We start from the raw sequence: 20,327 nt of genomic DNA, 5'->3' as shown, positions 1-20,327 counted from the left end.
GTATACGCTGCTACTCCATCCGTCACGTAACCGATAACGGTACCAGCTTCATTTACCGGCGGAAATAAATTATTTTTTAGTCCGCACATTTTTACAACATCACTTTCCCAATTCCTTTTCCCAATATCAAATATCCCTGTAGTACAGCCATTTGAAGGATCCACTTGTAGTTTCCCTGACAATTTATAAAGAATCCAATCATTAATCATCGTCATGTAAGTGGCTTTTTCATAAATCCCCGGTAAATTATTTTTTATCCACAAAAGCCTAGGCAGTGCCCCTAATGCAAACATTTGACCTGATAACCTATAAATCTTGTATTCTAATTCAGGATCCAATTCCTTTAATGCTTTGACTTCATCCGAAGCTCGAGCATCTACATTTGCACAAGCCCAAATCTCCTTACCCGTTTCATCATAAAGGACAATTCCTTCCCTCATACTCGTGGCACTTATCGCTTTTATATTTTTTGCGTCAACTCCTGTTTCTTCAATAACAGACTTTACACACTGAACGACTAGCGCCCAGTTTGTTTCCCAATCAAAATCCATAGATCCTGGATACTTTTCATTTGATAAATGGTTCCATTCTATTTGTGAAAACCCAACTTGATTTCCTAATTGATCAAACAAAACAACGCGAATACTACCGGTACCAGCATCAAATGCCAGAATATACGCCATTAATTTATTTCACCTCCATATTGAGTAATGAAATAGATGTAGCTTCATCTGTTATTAACGTCGTAATATACTTTCCTTTTAAAGCTCCATAGATAGAATCAATTTTTTTCTCTCCACCATCCACGGCTATAACATTTAAGGCTCTTAGACTCTTCAAGTCTGTTCCGATTAATCTTTTATGGTGTGGCATATCAATAAATTTGCCATTTCGATCGTAAAATTGACCTAAAATATCGCCGACTGCATTCTGATGTATTATAAAAGTCTTCCTGAATAATCGTGGCATCGGGATATATACCGCCAATACCAACAATGATATATTTTATGAATTTAGCCAGCTCGAGAATGTCCTTTATTGAAGGTTCAGATAAGAATTTTTCTGCCATTTCTTCGGTTGAAGCTAAAAATGGAGCAGGAATTACATGTATATCCTGGAGCTTTACCAAACCACCATCTTTTTGTGGACGATTATGGAGATAGTAATGAATTATTACTAATGGTATGAATACAGTAGTTGGCTTGAAATTCTAAATGACTGATACAGATAGAAATTTTTATCTTTAGTAAAGAATGCTTCTCTTTTTACTTTACTCTTAGTGATATAATCATATTCTTGAAAATTAGCGAGAGTTTCAATTGGGTGTAAGTTAATATCCTCAACGTTTACAACTTCATTTTCGATACAATATTAACAAATTCACCAAGTAACCTTTGATAATTTTTAATGTTTGTCTCCGTAGTGTTGTTAAAACGTCTGTCATCCAAAAAATTTTATACCAAAAATTCAACAGCATAAAAAGACTACCTCCTATTTTTTAGGAAGTAGTCTATTCTTTAGAAATAATTCATTAACGTGACTAGTTCTCACATTAACTCAAAAATATCTTTAACTATTTCACAAAATTTATGCAAAAAAGTCTTACATCATGCCGCCCATATAGTTTTAAGATGTAACATTTTTAACGACGGTAGAAGAAAGACCCGTCTAATTAGCATTCTTCAGGCATCATGTGTAATATCTTTAACCCTAATTTACTTCGTTTTATTGGACTTCGTTAGTAAAATGTTAGCATGTTGTTAGGAGTCAATGATTTGCAATTAACTTTATGTCTCTTATAACAGAAGCGGTGCAAATTCCGTTTGCATCGCTTTTAAATCGCAGTTATACAATCCACATGCGCAGAGTGTATGTGGCAACACATGAGATGCTGGTAGGATTCATAAAAAACAATGTTTATATGCTTGGAAATTACTATCATAATCCTAGACCATTGTCTTATTTTTTCCATAGCATACGTATTTTCTTTTTTCACTTAAGGATAAGTTAATGATAACTTTAACATACACCCACTTTTACTTTTAGGAGACTTGATTTTACATTGATTTTAGAGTTCGACTTTTTTGTAGAGTTACTTACATTACTTTGCAATATGAAAAAAGAGGCTTCCAACAAGTTTGCGCAACTCATGAGAAACCTCTAATTTTAGGAGATAAATGATAGAAAAATGTTAGCATTTCGCTCCCCACTTACATAAAAACCCTCATATATCAAGGGGTTTGGGCAATGATTACATCATGCCGCCATATGTATAGTGTAATTAACAATACTTGAAATGTTGATGAGTTTTACTCATGAAGATATCAAGTATAACATCATGGAATAATTAGTTTTTTTATTTTACTAATTATATTACTTTCCAATTCATTCATATAAATTAATAAATTATCATAATCTTTTTCAGCCTTTTTATACTCTGGCATTTCTTTTAATACCATAATTATCTTTTTCTCATATGGTGCAAAATCTGAAATAAAATCTAGATCGTAATAGGAAGAGCGTTTTAATTCAAAGTACTTTTCAAATATATAAGTTAATGTCACTTGATGTTTTACATCAAAACCTTCATATTCAAAGCCTTCTGGAGATACCGCCGTATAGTTTTGACCTACATCACACCATAAATAGGGAGTATTTGTTTCTAAACAAATACTCAAATCACTATTTAGTAAAAGGTCATATAAATTGTCATCTTTATTATTATTTAAAGGTCCATTTTTATTTCCTATTTGCACGTTACAAACAACTTCTTTAATATTTCTTTCTTGAAGTTCTGCATTAATCACTATAGCAATAGCGGTGCTAGCATATCTATTTACCTTCTCTTTATAAGAGTTTATATTTTTTTGAAGTTCCAATATTAAAAGAATTAATTCTCGATCTTTTTCCTCGAAGGCTAAAAATAAATAACTTGTGCTTATTTGATGCAGTTGATCAAAATTCATTTTCTTAGAAGTATTAAATTTTATTTTCTGATTGTGCTTAATATCATTTAAAATAGGTTCATAACTTTCTTTAATAAGCATTGAACGTTGGCTAAAGACCAATGAATTTTTTGCAACCCTAACAGAAATAACCGAAACAATAATTGCAATTAAAGATAAAATATTAGAGAAAGATAAAATATCAGAGATGTCACTCATTTCAAACAAACTTTACTCCCCCACTTTATTAACATATTTAGATTATGTAAATTATAAGATTGAAATCAGTAAGTGTTTCATTTATTTAGCAAGAATCAAGGGAAAACAATTATAGATTTTTTATTATATTTTTTTCATAAATTCAAACAACTGATTTCTGTATACTAAAATTCTATCTTTTTCCTTTAAAAAATCCTTGGAATTTAGCAAACCTTTTTCTTCAGTTAATCGGATAAGCTTCGCCTGAACTTTTCTATCATGCATTTCAGTGGTAGAAATAATCAATTGAGAACCGGATGGTTGATTATCTCATACAAAATCCCAAATTGTATTAATTTTATTTTTTGCTGGTTCCTGCTGGAAAATTGCATCTAAAACAATTGGAGCACCTACTGCCTCAGGGTTCTCAGACAAAACTGAATACAATGAAAAAACCTGTGCTAAAATTACGCATGGTAAATCATTTCCACCGCTATCAAAGTGAGTGTTAAACTACCATTGAGGAATTAGAAGAACAAGAAATCCCTAAATATACGGTAAAGGAAGAGCTAGCAGTACTGTTGCAAACATCCGCTCATAAAGGATTGGATTTGGATTACTTAAACTTGCATGTAACAAAGGAAATGAAAAAAGAGTCTTCTCATAAATTTGCTCAATTAATGAGAAGACTCTAATCGGGCGAGAAATGTTAGCAAAATGTTAGTATTGCTCTTTACCCTTATTAAAAAACCTTGTATATCAAGGGTTTTGGGGCCGCCCATTCCACCCATACCCATGTCATTGCTGGAGCATTTTTCTCAGAGATGTCTGCTACTACTGCTTCAGTTGTTAAGACTGAAAACCAAACTACTGAGAATTATCACGTAAATTCATTGTCTAAAGTAATAGACTACTTCACTATGTAATGTTTACTTTTCAAGTATAAAGTAGTGATAAAAATATGTAAAGCTGTGATAATGAAATGAGTATTATCATACTAATATAATTATGTAATAAAAAACTTTCTTCTTATTATATACTTTGATGATTTAAAAACTTAGTATTTCTATGGGGACTATATTTTTATCTTTATATGTATATTTATCTACTGTTCATCAATGAAATTGGTAAAAAACAGAAATCAGTTTCCTACTATTTACAGTAGGTGGGTTAATATAGTAGAACTTTTCTAATATTACTGAAATTACAACTACAGACAGACTAAGTGATAACTTTCAAAATTTATTCCCTTTGTGATAACATTTCTTTTTGCTCTCTACGTAACCATTCGATGTATTCTCTACCATATTCATGCAAATACTCTTTACCATAGTCGCACTTCAATTTTATAAATGTCTTTTTTCTTTTTTTTCCCTTAAGGTATATTTCTCTTCTGCCAATTGCAGTTTCTAGGATTTTATAGGAGTTCTTTTCATTTAACGAATCATCTTTAAAATCCTGATAAGACCGACCCACTTCATCTTCCAGTGATTTCCGTTCATCTTCAACTTCTTCCCAAACCCCTTGATAAGCCTTATTATACTTTAATAAAGATATCATATTTTCTCCTCGTATTTTACCTTTCCTAACTCCAGGTAAATTTGTTCGAGTATTGACTTGGATAAGCTGTTTACTCCTATCAAAAGAAAAATAAAGTAAGTTTTCTATATGATCGTAATAGGGATGTAAAATTGGTATATACCAATTTTTATTCTTAACTAAAATTCCATTACAGATAGAGCAAGATACAATAAGATTAGCCCAATGTATACTTAAAAATGGAAAATTGGATATCGGTAAAAAATGGTCCATATTACTCTTAATATCAGCACTTATATATTGTTGATCACAATAAGGACATACTTTATTTCTTCCTTGTTCTTCTCTCACCTCTTGTCTACTTTTATATAATTGATTAGGATTATATACTTTCCAAAAAAATTTACTATTCAAAATTGATTTATAAAGGTATTCAAAAGCACCTTCAATCTCATCTATCGTTGTCTCAGAAAGCAGTTTTGGTGGTCTAACTTTACCTTGAAGAATTAAATGGTATTTCTTAGAATAGACATGAAAACTACTTAGAACACTGCCGATTCGTTTACAGCGTGAAAGTGCTAACATACAGTCTTTGAATTTATTTTTGTATTTTTTATAACTTGCTAACGCTCTCAATTTATCACTCATTTGACTTTTTAATATCTCATCATGAGTACTTATTCCCCTATTTCGAATTGCCCAAAGTAATAGATCCTTTACAAATTTATCTGTAAACTTGTATACTTGATATTCTCTTGAAACGCCAATTTTCCACATTTTTACTCTCCTAAAAACTTCTTATACTTCTGGTATAATCTATATTTTTCAGTAGTTGTACTTAAATCGTTATATAATTGTCGTGCCTCATCTATTTGTTTTGAATTAGGTCGTGGTCGATCTAACAACTTTGTTATTTGGTTTATTATTTTTAATGCACTAAGACTGGATAAATCTTTTAATTCAAATACATCCTGTAACATCTGACTTGAATGACCTCCAAGTGTTCTATCCTTTGGTTTGTACTGCTGTATACGCCCTTCTTGATTCCTTAATCCAACTATACATTTCATAGGGACATCGGAAGCAATTGCAGGTGAGTGCGTAGCTATTAAAACGTGTACTTTATAATCACTAAACAGTGATGTCAAGTATGATATAAACTCCCTTGTCCACCGTGGGTGTAAGTGTGTTTCTGGTTCATCAATTAAAATTATAGAATTATCCTCTATCTCCATTACTAGCGGAAGAAAACGAAATAGCATAGTGATTTCACCAGAACTCATTTCAGATAATAATACGGGATTTCCGCTTTCACTTTCAAAAATGATGTCTTTGATAAAAGGTCCAATAGCGTCGAGGCTTAAAAGTTCTCTGTACAATTCAAATAGTTCATGACTAAAATGTTCTACGGCTATCGCAAAACCACGCCCCCGATAATTCGGAAACAAATGACGACAAATTTTATTCAGTTCTTTCAATCTTCCATTTATTTCTTCGTATAACTCAACAAGCCTATCCATATTAATATTATGAGGGCGTCTATAGTTAGGATTTTTTATAATTCTAGGTATTTCTCTAAGCTTATCAATATTAATTATTAATCCAATAGCTCTTCGATACTTAATCTTATGTAGAAGTTCATAATAACAATCGAGTTTCTTTTTTTCATTTGAGGTAATAAAAAGTGATTTAATAATCGCTTCAATTACATTATCAAGGCTCGAATATCCTCTATTACTAGGTCCGAGGAGTATATATTTCGAATTATTTTCCATCTCTTCTCTTTCTGCATCCCCCCAACCACCTGGGGAATATGCTAACCATTGATCATAAGGATCAAATGCAGAGAACGAAGATACAATCATCTTTGATGGATATTTCGTAGGATACGCCCCACTTGAATCATATAATACATAATCATCATTGATTTCATATTCTACTGAACAAATAGGTCTCTCCATGCTTTTCTTAAATTGTGTAGGACTAAATATACTAGTTAACAATTGAAATATAGAACTCTTGCCCACTCCATTCTCACCGACTAATATAGAAAGGTTTAATTCTTCAAAATAATTATGAGATGGTTGTGAGAAATTGATTTCCAAATCCCCAATACTTCGAAATGAATCTATTTGTATCTTACGTATAAACACTGAATAATCCTCCTCCTATAAATTACTTAATGGCATAATCTTTTTAGTTTATTATATAAACCACCTCTATTTTACTAATACTCATAGTTTCATTGGATTTAAGATTAGTTCTACCTTACGCAAACTTCATAAATACCCTACTCTTGGGTGATTCTCCAGGAAAATCATACCATAGCAATACGAAATAAAGCAGCACTCTTTGAATACTACTCTCATTGAAAAATTTTGACGTGTGTATAGACCTACTATGTACTATTTCCTTTAATGTAAGTCAAAATAATGTGGGAAATCCCCCCCTCTTGCATATTCATACTCAAATTATTGGATGAAAATGAAGGACAGTATTCACCATATGAAATTATTAGTTTCTAAAATCGTACTAATTTAGGGATTGTTTTCCTTTAACCAATTCTAATTGTCCTTCTAGTTAATATTTGATAGTACTTAACTTCTTTAAACAAATAGAATCCATCTATGAAAACTGCCAGTGTTTATAGACTGTTAATATGCTTTATGAACATCAGTAAGCTGCATTCATCCGGTGGCTTGTAATCATTCAAATTAAATTCGGTTGGCACCTTGAATCGGTCTTCAAGAATGGTAAGCCCGGTCATCCTTGACAACCGAAAATGACGAATTTCCTCACGAAGATCACAATGTGCAATTAGTATCCATGATCCTTTAACAAGCACAAGTCCATAAGGAGCCACTACACGAAAACTATGTCGATTTCCATCCGCTTCGGGTATTTTTACCTGCAACAGATATATTAGTTGTACTATGCAGCAATTTTCAGAAATTAGTTAAAAGCTTATTAAAAAGATTATATACTGATATACATAAGGGGGAATATTATGAGCAATTTATTCATTATTGGAAATGGATTTGATTTAGCACACGGTATAAAAACGACATACGAAGACTTCAAAAACTTTTTACTACTTAAAAATCCTAATCTGTTATCTATAAGTGAAGAAGAACTCGATTTCTACACAGATATATCTGAGGATAGTGACAAAATTTTTAGATTACTAATCGAAGCAATAGATGAAACCGAAGGTGGATTATGGTCTAATTTAGAAGAAACGTTAGGCACATTAGATTATAATGCATTTCTAAGTTACAACGATTACAAGAACCAAGAAATTTTGTTAGAAAACTTAGAAACACGCGCTGATGTATTTAAGGACCTATTTTATAGCTGGGTTCATGAGATTAATATGGATGGGGTTAAACTAAAACAAGCATTTAATTCTTTAATTATAACAGGTGACCAATTCCTTACTTTTAATTACACAAGGACTTTAGAAGATATTTATAAAGTTCCGGAAGATGTTGTATTTCACATACATGGAGAGGCTGGGGATCCGGTAGAGTTCGGTCATGGAGCAGATTACAGATCTAATTCCTCAGAAGAAGAGCAAATGATTCATGAAAAATTAAGGAAAAACACTGGTAAAATAATAGAAGACTACTATTATTTTTTTGAAGATCTTCCGAACCATCAAATAAAAAAAATATACTCATTTGGGTTTTCCTATAGTGGTGTAGACCAGATTTATTTAAGCGAAATAATCAATAATCTTAATGATACTAGTGGTATCACTTGGTTATTTAACAGTTACGATGCAGAGCGTATAGAAGATTATAAGTTGATACTAGAAGAGTGTGGATTCCAAGGGAATTATGACACTTTCAGCGTTTAATCACAACACGAATCATTTAAAGTTCTAACGGTATATCCTTTAGAATGTTCAATACTTACTGCAACTAGTGAATGGCTAGTTCTTACTCGACGGGAATCCCACCCGTTATATGATACGACCTAGGCTCGGCCGCACATGCACGCGTTAGTTATATAAAGAAAAGCTAAGACCACATTTTAGTGGTCTTTTTCTTTTGCTCAAAAATCAACATTTAAATTTAACAGAGCCAATTATAAATAAGTAGAAAAAATTATCTAACAACAATTATTTTATAGTTGATAATTTATAATAATTCTTTCCGCCAGGCGTTTTTTAGAGAACCAATCTGAATTTATTAATTGTTTAACATCCTGAATCGTGGCATGTAATTGAAATTTGGGATGGGAAAGTTTGTTTCCCAGAATAGGCATAGAGTGATTGAATATAATTAGTAATCTTGCTCTATTGAGCAAGATTTTTTGTGATTTTTCATTAACTTCCGGAAGACCATTTACTAACTTTTCCTGTTAACAGAAAAGGGACTACTAACAAGTAGCCTATCTTTTTTTACTATCAATCTATAATTCTCCGGAGTTGCAACTCAGTTATTAATAATATCCAATTTCTTTTACTCGTATATTAGGAAATATTAACAATTCATTTGATCCACTTTATGTATTAGGTCAATTTTTAAAACAAGCCTTACAATGTCTCCAACTATACGGTTTACTAATTTCATCCGCATTAAAAGTAATTGCTTCTAAATTGTCTGAACAGTATTTTATATATCTAGTAGTGTATGTCCCTTTACGAGTTGGAACAGTTAAATGACGACATCCAACTAAATGCAGTACATTCCCTGTTTTTCCTCCTGCATTGTTAAATACAAATCCCTTTATATTCTGTTCACACCAGTTTTCATAAGCTTTTTCTTGATTTTTAAAGGAAATAACCATAATCGTCACCTCTTATTAACTTTTATTACAGCCATTCTAAATTCAATCCCAAAGAATAAAACCACCATTTTGCAATTTCCCTTTTTTACATTTTGGACAATCATACTTGAGTAATTCTTCTTCACTAACTACATTCAATTGTTTCTTACATTTGTAACATTGGTAAGGTACTTCATAGAAAATCCCATCAGAAAATTTAATTTTAACGTATAGTTTATTTTGAATTGAACAGCCTTTTTAACATGCAAATAATTCTTCAAATGTTTGTTCTTCAATAATCTCTTTACCATCAATTTCCCTTAACAATCTTTTTCTTAAAGGTAACCTTTTATAAAACTATCTGCAATATCTATCATCCAAGCCCCTAAAAAAAATTCTTTTTTAAATTCACAGGATCCACATGATAATACAAAGCCATGTCCCATAATGTCACATCCTTTTCTACAAATAATTCTTTATTACTTTAATTGAATTTGCACCACTAGGTGTATAAATAATTTCAAATTTATAGCGCACTTAGTTACATCATCTGTTTTTTAAATATCAATTAGGATCTTATTACTTAAGCCCTTGAGTTTTTGTTCTTATACTTATTTTGAAGCGAACAGGAACTTCAAGGGCTTTTTTGCGTTTTGAGGGGGTGGAAAAGATAATTTACAGTGATGACAGGTTTTATTTTTAGTTTACCTTTTTTGAATTTTTATCGCTTTAGTATCAAAGCACCGATAAACTTTCAGTTAGTTTCTGAAACAGTGTATATATTGGATAATCCATTAGATTTTTTTGTTGAGATTGATCAAACCGTTTAAAAAACCAATCTGCCTCTGTTTTATTCCCTAATAATACATTTGCACAAAATTGAAGATTGTAATTTCCTGTATTAGATAACTTCATTTCTATTAATCTATCTTTATCTTGTTCTGTAAGAGTACCATCTAATCTAATACTAACTTGCAACTTATTTATAAGTAGTATCTGTTCGCTTTCCTTACTTAAACCTGACTTATAATGTTGTAAAATAAAATTAGCAAGCATAAGCAATTCTTTCTTTTGAGTTAAGTCATACGCACTCAAACACATTAAACAAAAATGATTAGTATTCCCGAATATATTTTCATTAATAAATGGATCGAAATGTTTAAAACTTTCTGTTATAACATCAAAATTAATATTTTCGCTATTGGCTAGACTATGAACGCTTAGTTTCGCAAATATACTATACGGGTACATGACATTATCAACCTGAATTTGTGTATCTATATTTAAAATATCTTTACTATAACCATCGATTAATGATTTATCTGAAGGATCATAGAAGAAGTTAAAATAATTCCCACCTAACTCATACCCAATAAAACCAAGAATTTTATCATTAAAGTTTAATTTACTAAAATCTTTCTTTAATACTAAATCTGTAAACACCTCAATATTATCTATTAAATTTTGTTCATCCATAAATACAAGTGAATCTTCTACGTCTAACATCTTATAGACTTTTTGAAGGTTAATAAAAAGTTTATATAGTTCATCAATTCTATTTACCCAATTTTTATCCTTTATTTTACCATCTTCGATTACTGCCCGAAGTTCAAAAAAATGTATTTTTTCTCCTAATAAGATAGCTTTTAATATTGGGAGGACTTTCAATTGTGTAGAAACTGAAATAAATTTATCAATTTTAAATTTAAATTTTCCATTTTCCAATATTATTAATTCGATAGAGTTTTCTATAAGCACGGAAACTTGTTCAGGTTCTTTTGTTATTTCAATATTAGTCTTAATTTCATTACCATTGATTATTATTGTTTCCTCATAAGATTGCATTTCTGAAGTTACTCGTGCAATGCCTATAGGAATAGTCAATGTACCCATGACACCATACATAGTAAAGTCATGTTCATATATATAACTAGTTTCTCTATTTGCGGGATTAAAAGTTAAGCTAGTAAATTTAAATGAATCGAACTGTTCAGGGTTAAATGAATTGTTTTCTAGTATGACTCTTGGTTGTTTCTTAGATTCATCTAGGAATAAACTACAAACTCTATACAAAGTAGTTTCGTTTAAAGGACGTAGTACAATGTTTCGTTTGCCTTGATTTCCATATTCATTAAGTAAGTATCTTAATTCAGTTGGAAGTAATTGTTTAAAGTATACTTTAGCTTCTCGACTTCGATTAATTTCAACTACAAAGTATACTACACCATTTGAATTATAATAATTTTGTAAATCCGCAATCTCTACAGGGAAAGTACGATTACCTTCAGTAAATTTTGGGGTATAAGTACCTTTTACTTGAACTGGTACATGACCCTTTAATGACTCTTTTTTTTCAGAATCATCTAAAAAAACATCTATTTTCCCGTCAAACGAAATACCTTTATCGCCAATAGGAATATCAGCTCTTAGATCAAATTTAAGTGCTTCACTAATTATAGCATGTACACTAATTACTTCTAATTTAGAATTTGAGATGGGGGATTTTCTTGTTTTCATCTACTACCTCCAAACGATCTATTTGAAATCAAAATCTCTTTTAAATTTTCTTATTACTACCCTTTCACATAAACCTGCCTGAACAAATTTATTATATATTATAAGTAATATATCATTCTTTATTGAACTATACTTCCATTTAGGACAATAAAAAAATCGACTATTCGGCCGATTTTTTATACAACATATGCATGCGTTAGCCATCCATGAATCCTCAGATTCACAACAGTAAAAGGAAGTTTATATCATACTCCCATGGTAGTTGAATAAGTTTTAAATAAAACTGCCTTTTCCACTGAAAAAGAGTAGAAGGTGCAGAAATGTTAAAAATTGCAGCTGTTTCTCTGATTGATGTTCCTTGTTCGTTCATATAGTTAAGTACATCTAGTTTAAACTGAAAATTATATAGGTATAGCTTTTTTGAAAAGCTCTTTCACCATGATACCTATACTTTTGTAACCATGTTTGAAATACAGAATAGTCTACTCCGATAGAATCTGAAATCTCTTTTTGAGCCTCGTTCCCTTCTAAGTAACGTTATACGGCCATTAATTTCTGATCATTTGTAAATTTAGTCATAAAAAATGCACCTCCAAAAGTTAGACTGTGTCTAACTTTGGGGGTGCACTTCAATCGGACTCCCTGTTTTTTGTCTAACTATCCTATTTTCATCCTTACAGATAAAAAACTTTATTATAGCAATGTCACTGCAAATGAAACTATAGTTAGCCCTGCAAAAATATAAGCCGATACGTACCATTCTTTTTTTTCTTTGACTCCAGCTACTTCTTTTAAAATTTTAAGAGATTCTTCTATATCATTAATTTCTTCTTCTAAATCGATAATATGTTTTTTTGATTCTTGAATATCTTCTTTTGAAAATTGAACTACTTGTTTATTTTCTTCATCCGAACTTTTAGATTTCCATTGTTCTAACTTATGAGGAAAAACCTTCGGCAGTACCATCCCCAATATAGAGATTGCTACAAGTGCCATTAGTATCAATGTGATTGGATGCCACCACTGCTTAGAATGAAGAAAATATATAATCATAAATATTGCACCAAAAAATGTACAAAAACATGCTGATATATTAGAAACTTTTTCGAATTTTTCCCAGCCTTTAAATGTTCCACCATTTATAGTAATAGCAACCCCATAAATAGTTATAAGAACACCTGCCCCAAAACTGCACCATACTAAAACGTCAAAAAAACTACTAATCGTTTGATTATTTAAATTTTGCGCTTGCAGTTTATCATCTTTTATAATTTCTTGTACAGATTCTTTTACAGCTTCCTTTAAATTTCCCCTTGTTATTACTTCGATCATTAATTTCTTCCCCTATTTCCAAAATTCTCACAACTTCTTTTTATTTTCTACACTTGAAGCAGCTTCTTTTTTATGTTCCAGCTCTAATTGCCCCTGTTCTCACCATTCACCGTTCAATTATTAAAGCCTTTCACTCAGGTGAAGGCCTTGTTTTGGGTAGTATATTGTTGGTATCAAATCCAACAAAGCTTGTAAATAATTAAAATATGAATATCCTCAATTCAAAATATTTTCTAAAACAATAGTAAAATATGAGGGGTATTGTAAAAGTCTTTCACGAAATTCCTTTTCTTCATTCTTAATCGCATTTTTTAGAACTTTTTTACTCATTGGTATATCTTTGTAATTTAATACTAAACATAATTCTAAAGAAATAACTCGATCAGCAAAACCTAATTCATAAAACATTATGCTTAATAAATTAGGCAAACCATACTTTAATTGTTTTTGCAACATCCTAAGGTTGTCAATAATATCTTTATTTTGACTACCTGTTAAGGATTCAATAAATTCTGCAACAGCCCCAATAAGAAGCATACCTTCAAATGAAAGTACATTTTCACAAATTTCTACAAGATGATCTATTTTAAACATTCTTTTCTGTTTTTTAGTGATGAGTCTAATATCTTTTTCTTTTAGAATATTAAGTAACTCAAAGTATGGTTCTCCGTTAATCCACCCTAAAGCTATATCCTTTAAGATTTCTGGTTTTTCACATTTATTAAAAATATCATTTTTAATATTCGCTGATAATAATGGCCATAGAACATTAAGAAATTCTTCCATGGTATTACAGCCCCTCAGTTCTTCTAAATGCATTGTAGACCATTTTTCAATTAACAATGCAGTTTTTACTCCATACAACATCTTACCAAAAATTTTCTTTTTTGAATTTTGAGGAACATTTACAGAAATGCTATGAGCAAGTAATTTAAATAGGGAAATAATCTGTTCTTTTAACTGTTCGTTAGCTAACGAATAAGCGAGTGTTCCTTTAGCCAGTGTGCTTATTCTATTTTCATCTACATCATGTATAATATCTTCCCAATTGGCCATCAAAAAACTCTCAATTGATGAAATAGCTTCTATCTTAGATATAACTTGTCGAGTCAGTCCCTCCGTTGTGAACCCATCATTTGCATATACTGTTGCAATTCTATCCAACCCTTTGAAAACTTTGTCAGGATCCTCTAAATATGATTTAAAGAACTTTAAGTAATCAATTTCGTATATAAACTTTCTGTCATCGCTAAACAGTGGATCAAATATTTTTAACAGTGAACTTCCAATAGGTTCTGAGTTTTCAGGATCTAATAACTCCTTTACTTGTTTCCAACGCCATTTATCTCTACTACTATTTCGTTTATCATAAATACCAGGATCCGCAAAAAGTATACTCCCCTCTGTATGCATACCCGAACGACCGACACGTCCAATTAAATTATGAAAATCACGAACTTGTATCTTTTCAGTACCTTGATAAAGACTTGTTACAATAAGGTATCTAATTGGAAGATTAACTCCTTGAGCTAAAGTTGAAGTACATATAACAAATTTGGCAGATCCTTCTTTCATTGAATGTTCAACAGCAAGACGAATTCCAGAAGGTATATTTCCATGATGTGTTAAAATCCCAAGTTCAGCACTTTTAGTAACTGCCTCTGCTAAACCAAGATGACACTTATATAAAAAATGTAGTTTCTTTATTTCATTTATTTCTGAATATTCACTGGGTTTTTTTATGTCTAAACCACGATCATAAGCATCTACAACTTTTTCACAAAGACTAGATACACTATTTTTCTTTCCACAAAATATGGCTACACTTCCATTTAAAATAAGTTTTAACCCTAAAAATAAAGAAACAGTATTACCGTCATTTTTTTCAGGAAAGATTCTTTTATTTTTTTCTCTCCCTTTTAGCCTCAGTTGTTGCTGTTCAATTATTCTTGGTACAAAAAACTCATCTTCATCGGGATTTTCTTTATTTACAAATTCAAGCTTCCCAAGACGATCAAGCCAACTTGTAAAAGCTACTGTACGATAAGTAGGAGAAAGATTAATACCAGAAACTACTTTGCTTTTTTCTCCATTAAGCCAAGAACCCACAACTTCAGCATTACTTATTACGGCTGATATTAATACTTTTTGTACTCTTGCTGGCACCATATCTTTTAATGATGTAAGAAGTAATTCATAATTAATTCCACGTGCCCCACTATCAAACTGATGACCTTCATCATAAATTAATACCCCAACTCTTTGAGCCAATTCCGGAAAATTGCGAAGTATGTAAATAAGCTTTTCTGGAGTTACAACCAGGATTAGTTCATCTCTAAGTATTGAGGTAAGATCGAAATCAATTTGAAGTATATCAGACAATTGATCTATATTAATAGAATCATTTTGAAAAGAGTTTTTAAGACTATCACTAATTTCATGACATAAAGCTTTAAAAGGAGCTACAATTATAGCTAATGATGTTCGATTTGATAAAAAGGCGCTACGTATTATTATTTCTGTTGCTTTAGTCTTTCCTGCACTAGTCGGTAATTGAACTACTGCCGATTCACCTCTAAAAACACCATTTCTTCCCAAGAGATGTTGAGCAGGCCAGAACTCTTGTATAATACTCCTATTCCTTAAGATAACTTCCCATCTCTTAACATCAAGGTCTGAATATTTAGGTAAACATTTCCAACTGGAGTTTTCTATTCTTTTTTTTACTACAGCGCTAACTACATCAGCAAAAAGTAACTCTCTTGGAGTACCGTACTGGTAAGCTTTATCTCTTAGCAGATCAATCACTTTATCAATCTCTTCCTCACCATATCCTGAGTCATAAAAATTACTTAGCAATTTTGAAATTTCTACTATTTCACTGTTGAATTGTCCTTTCGCTGATTCTAGATACCTTGAGTAATCTCCAATAAGAAGCCAAACTAGTAAAATATCTAAATTAGAACACCCTAAGTTAAGATTATCCTTATTAACACGATTAACTAAAACAAAGGCGCTTCCTGGCAGGTCGCATAAATAATATGAAGCTGCTCCTAACAGTAAAACATATGTATCCAAATCAGATCTAAGATTAGTTTGTAAATATGCATCAAAAAAATGTGCAGAAAATTGAAGGTTATCACGTAATTCATTCACATACTGTTCATTGGTATGTTCTAAATTTAAATGAGAAGAAATATCTCCTAGTAAACCTATTGCTAAAGTGAAAAGATTTGATGGGTCATTAGTAAGATTGATATGGTATTTTTCTTCAACACCGTATTCATTCATTTTTGCTTTTGATCGAGTAGCACCTAGTAGTTGTTTTGAGCGTTTTTCAGGCTTCATCAGCTGCCCTCCTATATAACTCATGAACGAGATCCATCATATCTTTACCATGAATAACCAATAACTTTAGATTGTTTTGATTTGGATGATTGTTAGTAGATGTATTAGAAATTTTTAAAGGCTCAAAAAGGTTTGAAGAAAATAATGCAACTGCTCCAGAAACCTCATTATATGGACGATCTATCGGATTTTGAAACCTGTCTATTTTAATAGCCTCTTGAAGTTTGTTTTTATAAAATAGTTGTTGTTTAATTGCATTTAAAGATTCAGCTTTTCTAGTTTGATCCTTAGCCGAATCAATAACTGCATCTTGAAGTCTTGTCTTAGCTGTTTTTCCTGAGAATTGCGCTTTGGCCTCAAAGATTGCTAGTGTATCTTCTGGCGTATCTTCTCCGTCTTTAATAATTTTAAAAGCTAAGGTATCGCAACCTTTGGTGGATTCATTACTAACTGTTTTTGAGCCATATCGAGTACGGGGTACCCAGAAATTAAGAATAAACTCAAGATAATCAGCTACTAATATTTCACTAAAATCCCCAGCACGTGTACTAGGGCCTGGAGCACGATTGGGATCAGGAAATTTAATTTTATTTAAGAATTCAGTTTTTGAGTAACCATAGCCTTGTCTATAAAAATCAATTTCTTCATCTAAACAATAGTGTTGTCTAAAGTGCTTTGCCCAAATTGATAAAACTTCTTCATCACTTTCATGTTTAAATTCAAAAACTTCAATACTCTCACCTGTAGAAGTTGTAATATTTTTACCCGTATTTGCAAACCACCTAATGTGTTCTGGTATAGTTGAAATCATATTTTTCTATTTCCTTCAAACTCCAGATACGATTTATTTTCGGTTATATTTACAATTACTGTATATTCATTGACCTTCTCAACAGATCCTTTTATTCCATTCTTAAAAAGGATATGATTACCTAATTTTGCGATTTTTTTTGTCTTGAGAATCATTTTATTTCCTCCAATATAAAAAGTATATTTAGGCTTTTTTCTTTATCGAAAAACTCTATAAATATATTTAATAATCCCATTTTACGGGTAATAATAACTAGTTGAAAAATATCAATAATGACGAACCATAAGTAATCAAACTAATTTTCATACTTTTTCAAATTAGCTTCTATAAATAGATTATCAAATTTGGAAATATACGGAAATAGAAAAAGAAGTATTTTTTGGATGAATAAAATGTGTGGAGTAGCACTTTTAATTTTTTAGTAGTAAATCAATAAGTAGTAAAATTTCCCATTAACCTTTTAGCAACTCCTGCTTTAATCCTTTTTCAATGGTTTATTTTCCAGTTCACAAAACTTTACAAATGATAATAACGATAAAAACATTGATACAAACAATAAAAACAACAAAAATATCATATAAAATAAAACATATGTTAATAATGACAATGATGTTGTTGTTAACATTAATTTTGAATATGATGATTTCCTTCAACATCTTGCTTCTGCATACTTAAGATTGAACGCTTCTCATTTCCTTAAGTTTTTACCAGGTTCTTGTTTAAGATTGATAATACCAAAGTCTTCTCTTTGAGCTAGATTTAGTCTAGAACAAACAAATGGTAACTTAAGGTCTCTTGTTATCTTTGTTGAGATGATCTTTTATATGTTAAAAATGATTTCGTGCATCTATTTAAAAAATGTTAAATTAAATAAAGCAATTTTTTGTAGAATATAAAAAAATCATAACCACCAGTTAAACTAATGGTTATGACTTATCAGAGTCATGTCATTCTATTGTCTTGTTAGAAATTAGATTTTTTAGCTTACTTTACTTTCATCTACAGCATGTTGCCAACTTGGGTAATAATGCAAAGCACTCCGCATTAAATCAGGGTAATATTGTTTTACCTCTTTTTTTCGTAGAGAATTCCCTTCGTTATGTAACTTCTTGATCTGAGTAATGACTTCCTTTGATGTAAATTTGACATCCATTCTTCATTCCTCCCTTTCAAAGTTATCATGATTATCTTTCCCTTTGGCTTACAAATTTAAACGATAAACATAGTCTCAAATACTTTATAACTATATTTCTGAAAATTCTAACATGTAGAATACTTATTGTGAAGTAATTTGCTCCTGTCAGATAGTAAATAAAACAAACTACCTAGCCTAGAACTCTTTTTAGTATTACTTCCGTCCTGTCAACTGCCCGACATACTCAACATCATCTATCTTCCAGCCTTGATCCTTTACATAAATCAAGGACGTTTTGACAATGACCGTTTCCGTATTACTGACATTATTAAACTCTGTACTTAACTTAAATTCATTAAAAAATTCAGCATCAGTCTTTGTAGATTGGTATTCAAATGGCTTTAATCCTACTAACGTGGATTCTACTGATTGATCTCCACTCGGAATATTCAAACCTGAAGGGTGTGTTGCTTTATATCCCTGATCAGTCATAAATGGTTTAATTTTTTGATATCGCTCAGCTGTTGTTTGATAGGTGAAAAAGTTTTTTAGAAACGCTCGGTTTACCTCTAATGCATCCGTGTTCTGGATCGAGGATAAAGTCATAATTTTCTCCACATAGTTTTTTTGGTTGGTCCTGACCTCTTGTAACTGTGTGCGTAAACTGAATACATACACGATTACGATAACTGCAGAGATAAATCCTATCATTAGCAAGATGCCGTTTTTCTTTTGAGTTGGATCCATAAACCTCTCACCTCCCTTAAGGAATCCTTCTAAAACCCAAGAAAGGGTATAATTTCTTCCATTCTTCAACGGAAGAATAAGAAGTACCGTTGCTTCCATTTGCATTAATGAACTTTCCATCTCCTACATACATTCCAACATGGGACGGTCCTGACTTATACGTAGAGAAGAAAACTAGATCCCCTGGTTTAATTTGATTTTCAGGAACTGGTATGGTTTTGTTGTATTGTGACTCGGCTGTCCCGTAAAGATTGATTCCAACTTGAGCAAAAGCATATTCTAGTAAACCTGAGCAATCGAAACCTCCTGATGCTGGTGTTCTACCTCCCCATACATAAGGAAAACCAAGAAATTTTTTCATTATATTATGGACTTCCTCCACATCAAATCGTTGGGTACCATCACCTACGACCACGATACTTCCATTTTCAGTATTGTAATAGCGAAGCACATGCTCTACATAATTGACATCACCGTAACTTGACCACCCCAACTTCTCAGACATTATTTGACTAAATTGGGAGGCAACTTCTTCGGAATAACCACCTCGCTCTAACGCGTACTGGATAAAGCTATTTCCAAAGTTGTAAGCTTGCAAAGCAAGGCGAATATCACCTTTAGCTTGCTTCATTACTTCCGAAAAATATTTCACTCCGATTTTTATGGAATAGTCAGGGTCTGTAATGCCCCCAGGAGGAAGTCCAATTGACTCCGAAGATTGCATCACATCTAACTGTCTTCCCCCTGATTCTTGTTGAATCAGAGCCATGATAAGTCCCACATACTCACCAATTCCATATTCCTCTGCATATTTCCGAATAAGTGGTTCATATCGCAATACTTCTGCTGAGACTTGTGCAGTTCCTCCGGCTCCTTCTCCTGACATGCCTGATTCAAATTGGTTCTCTCCACCTAAACTAATAGAAAGAAATAAAGCGACTCCGAAAATGGATGTGAGAAGAAAAAGGATACCTGTGAGTAT

The 20,327-nt window shown here is 31.5% G+C and carries 14 protein-coding genes and 3 pseudogenes; 1 reads left to right on the top strand and 16 read right to left on the bottom strand.

Annotation, left to right across the window (positions count from 1 at the left end):
- From ACFVRR_RS17770 to ACFVRR_RS17745, 6 genes and pseudogenes are all read right to left on the bottom strand, one after another.
- A partial coding sequence (locus ACFVRR_RS17770; protein WP_387331276.1) for an FGGY family carbohydrate kinase occupies positions 1 to 683 on the bottom strand: 683 nt, incomplete at its 3' end.
- Between the two features lie 4 nt (positions 684 to 687).
- Positions 688 to 1,069 (bottom strand): annotated as a pseudogene (locus ACFVRR_RS17765) (sugar-binding domain-containing protein).
- Between the two features lie 1,267 nt (positions 1,070 to 2,336).
- Positions 2,337 to 3,173 (bottom strand): hypothetical protein, encoded by an 837-nt coding sequence (locus ACFVRR_RS17760; RefSeq protein ID WP_387331274.1) that lies wholly within the window; start codon positions 3,171 to 3,173, stop codon positions 2,337 to 2,339.
- A 1,212-nt stretch (positions 3,174 to 4,385) separates the two neighbouring features.
- Positions 4,386 to 5,459, bottom strand: a complete 1,074-nt coding sequence (locus ACFVRR_RS17755) for an HNH endonuclease family protein (protein WP_387331272.1) — start codon at positions 5,457 to 5,459, stop codon at positions 4,386 to 4,388.
- A 2-nt stretch (positions 5,460 to 5,461) separates the two neighbouring features.
- Positions 5,462 to 6,835: an AAA family ATPase gene (locus ACFVRR_RS17750; RefSeq protein WP_387331270.1), complete on the bottom strand. Its 1,374-nt coding sequence runs from the start codon at positions 6,833 to 6,835 to the stop codon at positions 5,462 to 5,464.
- A 500-nt stretch (positions 6,836 to 7,335) separates the two neighbouring features.
- Positions 7,336 to 7,587 (bottom strand): annotated as a pseudogene (locus ACFVRR_RS17745) (helix-turn-helix transcriptional regulator); the annotation flags it as partial.
- A 102-nt stretch (positions 7,588 to 7,689) separates the two neighbouring features.
- Between ACFVRR_RS17745 and ACFVRR_RS17740 the strand changes: the two are divergent.
- On the top strand, positions 7,690 to 8,541 hold the full coding sequence (locus tag ACFVRR_RS17740; RefSeq protein WP_387331268.1) for a bacteriophage abortive infection AbiH family protein: 852 nt from the start codon (positions 7,690 to 7,692) through the stop codon (positions 8,539 to 8,541).
- Positions 8,542 to 9,203: 662 nt separating this feature from the next.
- Here ACFVRR_RS17740 and ACFVRR_RS17735 read toward each other — a convergent pair.
- From ACFVRR_RS17735 to ACFVRR_RS17690, 10 genes and pseudogenes are all read right to left on the bottom strand, one after another.
- On the bottom strand, positions 9,204 to 9,476 hold the full coding sequence (locus tag ACFVRR_RS17735) for a hypothetical protein (protein WP_387331266.1): 273 nt from the start codon (positions 9,474 to 9,476) through the stop codon (positions 9,204 to 9,206).
- A gap of 714 nt (positions 9,477 to 10,190) precedes the next feature.
- Positions 10,191 to 11,972 carry a DUF4365 domain-containing protein gene (locus ACFVRR_RS17730; RefSeq protein ID WP_387331264.1) on the bottom strand — a complete coding sequence of 594 codons (1,782 nt, stop codon included), beginning with the start codon at positions 11,970 to 11,972 and terminating at the stop codon, positions 10,191 to 10,193.
- A gap of 220 nt (positions 11,973 to 12,192) precedes the next feature.
- Positions 12,193 to 12,354, bottom strand: a pseudogene (locus ACFVRR_RS17725) (helix-turn-helix domain-containing protein); the annotation flags it as partial.
- Positions 12,355 to 12,665: 311 nt separating this feature from the next.
- A complete protein-coding gene (locus tag ACFVRR_RS17720) occupies positions 12,666 to 13,304 on the bottom strand; it encodes a hypothetical protein (RefSeq protein WP_387331262.1) in 639 nt (212 codons plus the stop codon).
- 216 nt (positions 13,305 to 13,520) lie between these two features.
- A complete protein-coding gene (locus tag ACFVRR_RS17715; protein ID WP_387331260.1) occupies positions 13,521 to 16,652 on the bottom strand; it encodes a DEAD/DEAH box helicase in 3,132 nt (1,043 codons plus the stop codon).
- On the bottom strand, positions 16,642 to 17,463 hold the full coding sequence (locus ACFVRR_RS17710; protein WP_387331258.1) for a Hachiman antiphage defense system protein HamA: 822 nt from the start codon (positions 17,461 to 17,463) through the stop codon (positions 16,642 to 16,644). The genes ACFVRR_RS17715 and ACFVRR_RS17710 overlap by 11 nt, the downstream gene beginning before the upstream one ends.
- A complete protein-coding gene (locus ACFVRR_RS17705) occupies positions 17,460 to 17,618 on the bottom strand; it encodes a DUF2187 family protein (protein ID WP_387331256.1) in 159 nt (52 codons plus the stop codon). The genes ACFVRR_RS17710 and ACFVRR_RS17705 overlap by 4 nt, the downstream gene beginning before the upstream one ends.
- 824 nt (positions 17,619 to 18,442) lie before the next feature.
- On the bottom strand, positions 18,443 to 18,616 hold the full coding sequence (locus ACFVRR_RS17700) for a hypothetical protein (protein WP_387331254.1): 174 nt from the start codon (positions 18,614 to 18,616) through the stop codon (positions 18,443 to 18,445).
- A gap of 195 nt (positions 18,617 to 18,811) precedes the next feature.
- On the bottom strand, positions 18,812 to 19,345 hold the full coding sequence (locus ACFVRR_RS17695; protein ID WP_387331252.1) for a hypothetical protein: 534 nt from the start codon (positions 19,343 to 19,345) through the stop codon (positions 18,812 to 18,814).
- Between the two features lie 16 nt (positions 19,346 to 19,361).
- Positions 19,362 to 20,231 carry a bifunctional lytic transglycosylase/C40 family peptidase gene (locus ACFVRR_RS17690; protein ID WP_387331250.1) on the bottom strand — a complete coding sequence of 290 codons (870 nt, stop codon included), beginning with the start codon at positions 20,229 to 20,231 and terminating at the stop codon, positions 19,362 to 19,364.
- Positions 20,232 to 20,327 lie beyond the last annotated feature (96 nt).

The sequence above is a fragment of the Gottfriedia sp. NPDC057948 genome, assembly GCF_042887255.1.
GTDB lineage: Bacteria > Bacillota > Bacilli > Bacillales > Bacillaceae_G > Gottfriedia.
The sequence above is the reverse complement of the archived record's forward strand: the minus strand, read 5'-3'. Positions and strand labels throughout refer to the sequence as shown.